A 4,001-nucleotide genomic window follows, 5' to 3' on the forward strand; every position below is an offset into this window, starting at 1 on the left:
GGGGTTGGGGGCGGGGCGCGCCCGCGCGGCCCCGCCGGGCCCCCCTCCCCCCCCCCCGGCGGGCCCGGGGTGGCTCCCTCTCCCCATGCCACCGCGGGCGGGGGGGCCTCGCGGCCCCCAGGCCGGCGGATCACGCACGATGTTCGGTTGTCGGGCCGCGACAGAGTCAGGCCGCGCGGCTCCCCGCGCCGGCCCGTACGGGCTCCCGCGTCGCGTGGGACGCATGGGGCGCTCCCGCCAGGGCACGGCGCCCGCTCAGGTCCGTCTCGGTCGCCAGCTGGCGCAACCGCCGCAGCGAACGGTCGGTGATCTGTCGCACCCGGTTGTGGCTCAGGCCGTACCGGGCGCCGATCTGCGCGTAGGACAGCGGCTGGCCGTTGTCCATCCCGAAACGGGCCCGCAGGATCGCCGACTCCCGCTCGGGGAGCCTGTCCAGCAGCCGGCCCAGGCCCTCCAGGTCGTCCAGCGCCAGGATCTCCGCCTCGGGCGTCACCGCCTCCGGGTCCTCCAGCAGATCGCCCATGGGCGTCTCGCCGGCGTCGTCGACGGTCGCGTCCAGGCTCGCCGGGTCGCGCCGCCAGCGCAGCAGCTCGTCGACGTGCTCGGGTTCCGCCCCCAGCGCCCCGGCGAGCTCGTCACGGTTCGGTTCGCGGCCGAGTTCGCGGCCGAGCTGCCGCTCGGCGCGCCGCAGCCGGGAAAGCTCCTCCTCCACGTGGACGGGCAGCCGGATCGTGCGGGCCGTGTGGCTGAGCCCGCGCCCGATCGCCTGCCTGATCCACCAGGTCGCATATGTGGAGAACTTGAAGCCGCGCCGGTAGTCGAACTTCTCCACCGCGCGCATCAACCCCAGGTTCCCCTCTTGAATGAGGTCTATGAGGGGCAACGAGTCGGTCGGGTACTTCCGGGCGATCGAGACGACCAGCCGCAGGTTGGCCTCGACGAAGCGCTGCTTGGCGCGCAGCCCCGCCGCGACCAGGTCCTCCAGCTCCTCGCGGGACGCGCCCGCGGGCGTGCGTCCCTCCTCGAGCAGCTGTTCGGCGTACAGGCCCCCTTCGATCGCCTTGGCCAGATCGACCTCCTCCTGCGCGTCGAGCAGGGGAGTACGGCCGATCCGGTCGAGGTACGCTCCGACAAGATCCTTGTCGGTGACGTCGACCCTGTCGCCCTTGGTACGGGTTGCAGCCATCCTGACCCTTCTCCGGTGCGATCTCCCTATGAGGTCAACGCTAATTACCGTCCTGTGATTCCCGAGTGCGGAATACTGCGAGGCTGGCAGCCGCTCTACCGTCCTGATACCCCGGCAGAGGAGAAACCGACATGGCGACCGTCACACTCACCGCCGAGAACTTCGACGAGGTGGCCCAAGGGGACGGCATCGTGCTGGTCGACTTCTGGGCGGAGTGGTGCGGCCCGTGCAAGCGGTTCGCGCCCGTCTTCGAGAAGTCCGCGGGCAAGCACGACGACATCGTTTTCGGCAAGGTCGACACCGAGGCCCAGTCGGAGCTGTCCGAGCGCTTCGGGATCGCGTCGATCCCCACGCTGATGGCCATCCGCGACGGAGTGATCGTCTTCGCGGAGCCGGGCGCGCTGCCGGAGTCCGTGCTGGAGAACGTGATCGAGCAGGTCCGGGCCCTCGACATGGAGGACGTCCGCCGCCGCGCCGACACCTGAGCCTCCGGAACGCCCCGCCCGCGCCGGGTTGCGGGCAGGGGACGGGCAGCCGTCACGGGCGCGGCAGGATGGCAAAGATGCGCCCCGCGGCGCCCGCCGCGGCCCGCCGATGGACGATGATGGACGGATGCTCGCCGATGTCGTCCCGTACCTGGTGTGCCCCGTCTGCGGAGGGGATCTGGCGTTGGCGGAGCGGGGACTGCTCTGCGCGTCCGGGCACGCGTTCGACATCGCGCGGCAGGGCTACGCGAATCTGCTGCCGGGAAACGCGCGGCCCGGCACGGCGGACACGCCCGAGATGGTGCGCGCCCGCGCCGAGTTCCTCGGCGCCGGCCATTTCGACGCGCTCGCCGCGCGGTTGGCCGGGAGCGTCGGGAGATCGTTGGACGGGCATTGCCTGGTCCTGGACGCCGGCGCGGGCACCGGCCACTATCTGGCCCGCATCCTGGACCGGGCACCCGACGCGGCCGGCCTCGCCCTGGACATCTCCAAGCACGCCGCCCGCCGCGCCGCGAAGGCGCATCCGCGCGCCGGCGCGGTCGTCGCGGACCTTTGGCGTCCGCTTCCGGTGCGCGACGGCGCGGCGGCGACCGTCGTGAACGTGTTCGCCCCCCGCAACGCCGCCGAGTTCCACCGCGTCCTGAGCCCGGACGGTCTGCTCTTCACGGTGACGCCGTCGCCCCGGCATCTCGGCACCCTCGTGGAGTCGCTCGGGCTGCTGTCGATCGACGAGCGCAAGACCGAGCGGATGGACGCGGCCCTGGCCGGCTACTTCAAGTTCGATTCGCGGCAGCAGATCGAGGGCGAGGCCGTCCTCACGCATGAGGAGACCGCGACGCTCGTGGGCATGGGGCCCAGCGCGCATCACGTGCCGGCGGACCGGCTGTGGGAACGGCTCAGGCCGCTACCGGATCCGCTGCCAGTTCCGCTTTCCTTCGTGCTGTCGGTCTACCGCCGGCTCGAATAGCCGTCCGCGGGGACGGGCCGGTTCCTGCTGAGCGAGTTCGAGCAGCGCCTGGGGGATCTCACCGGGCGTGGTCACCTCCCGCACACCAGGGACGTCCGCGGCATCGAAGCTGAACGACGCCGACACCGAGCGGGCGGTACCGCTGAGCAGCACCCGCTGGAGGGCCTGCCCGGCGCGGAGCCACTCGGTGCGGCCGTCCCCGCCGGTGGTCAGGACGGCGCGCTGCGCGCCCCCGTCCGGAGAGGTCGGAAGCGGGTGGAGCGCGGCGCCCTCCAACCGAGCCGCCTCGCGGAGCTCGTTGAGGACGTGCGCCGACGGGCGTTCACCGGCCGGCGATGCCGTGGCGGACAGCGGGCGGAGCGTGGCGGCGCAGAGCAGCCGCTCCTCCCGCGTCACCCGATGCCGTCCCGCGAGGCGGACGGTGGCGAGGAGCGCGGGGCGGCCCGCGTCGGGAAGCAGCCGCACCACGGCCTCGTGACCGAGCTGGGCGGCGGTGAGCCGCAGGTTCACCAGCGCCGCCCCGCTCGCCAGGTGCAGGGCCCGGCCCGCCGGATCGCGCAGCGGCCTGAACCGGTCCGGGTCGGCGTGCAGTTCGATGAGGCCCGCGGCGACCTTGAACCGCCAGGCGTGCACGTCATGGACCGTCGGTCCCATCGTCGCGGCGACCACCAGGCGCTCCGCCGAGGCGCGGACGGTTGCGGGGACACTCACGGGCGTTCCTCCTCACCTCGGCCGGCATCGGGGACCGGCCGAACCGGGGACCGGCCGCCGCTCCGCCGGAACGGCCGGACGGGCGAGCGACTCGGGACTGCGAACGGTACCGCACTGTGACCCGGTCCACTAAGGGTGGGAAAAGGGAGGTCAACGGGCCTGGCGGGGATGGCCGGAAGGGGGTGGGGGCCGGGACCGGAGCGCTTTGATTTGACGGTCTTTCGGGGGCGTCCTAATGTCTCTCTCGCCCCAAGGGATGCGGGACGCCGAGAGGCGGACGGCCCGGGGAACCAGGACTCGGAAAAACGGTTCGGGCATCGCCCGGGCTGATGTACGATGACTGGGTCAGCCCGAGACGGGATGCAGGACGCCGCAAGGTGGCCGGCCCGGAGGGCGCCTCCCGATGAACGATCATGACGGACCTTCGGTCTGTCCCGGTCGTGACGCGCGGAGGACTAGGAACTTCGTCGACCGTCAAAAAGATCTTCACCGGTCAGCTTGACACTGAGGATGAACCTGGTAAGTTAAGAGGGTTGCCCCGGAGCGGGGCTCGCGGAAGCGGGTCCGGCGCGGTGGGTGTCCGTTTCTTGAGAACTCAACAGCGTGTTAAAAGCCAGTGCCTTTATCGACCTGGCCGGTTCGGCCGGGTCGC

At 72.0% G+C, this 4,001-nt stretch carries 4 protein-coding genes; 2 read left to right on the plus strand and 2 right to left on the minus strand.

Going from position 1 to position 4,001, the window contains the following annotated elements; translation table 11 throughout:
• Positions 1-166 precede the first annotated feature (166 nt).
• Entirely contained in the window at positions 167-1,186 is a 1,020-nt protein-coding gene (locus ABT299_RS52315) for a sigma-70 family RNA polymerase sigma factor (protein ID WP_500255428.1), read from the minus strand.
• 131 nt (positions 1,187-1,317) lie between these two features.
• Between ABT299_RS52315 and trxA the strand changes: the two genes are divergently transcribed.
• On the plus strand, positions 1,318-1,671 hold the full coding sequence (trxA, locus tag ABT299_RS52320; RefSeq protein ID WP_500255429.1) for a thioredoxin: 354 nt from the start codon (positions 1,318-1,320) through the stop codon (positions 1,669-1,671).
• A gap of 127 nt (positions 1,672-1,798) precedes the next feature.
• Positions 1,799-2,638 (plus strand): putative RNA methyltransferase, encoded by an 840-nt coding sequence (locus tag ABT299_RS52325; RefSeq protein ID WP_387020937.1) that lies wholly within the window; start codon positions 1,799-1,801, stop codon positions 2,636-2,638.
• On the opposite strand, the gene ABT299_RS52330 is transcribed toward ABT299_RS52325, so the two are convergent.
• Positions 2,576-3,349 carry a hypothetical protein gene (locus tag ABT299_RS52330; RefSeq protein ID WP_387020940.1) on the minus strand — a complete coding sequence of 258 codons (774 nt, stop codon included), beginning with the start codon at positions 3,347-3,349 and terminating at the stop codon, positions 2,576-2,578. The genes ABT299_RS52325 and ABT299_RS52330 overlap by 63 nt on opposite strands.
• Positions 3,350-4,001: the final 652 nt, after the last annotated feature.

Source organism: Spirillospora sp. NPDC000708, from assembly GCF_040299565.1.
GTDB lineage: Bacteria > Actinomycetota > Actinomycetes > Streptosporangiales > Streptosporangiaceae > Spirillospora.

Coding starts and splice junctions, on each gene's coding strand:
- trxA (WP_500255429.1), top strand. CDS start 1,318: ATGGCGACCGTCACACTCACCGCCGAGAACTTCGACGAGGTGGCCCAA.
- ABT299_RS52325 (WP_387020937.1), top strand. CDS start 1,799: ATGCTCGCCGATGTCGTCCCGTACCTGGTGTGCCCCGTCTGCGGAGGG.
- ABT299_RS52315 (WP_500255428.1), bottom strand. CDS start 1,186: ATGGCTGCAACCCGTACCAAGGGCGACAGGGTCGACGTCACCGACAAG.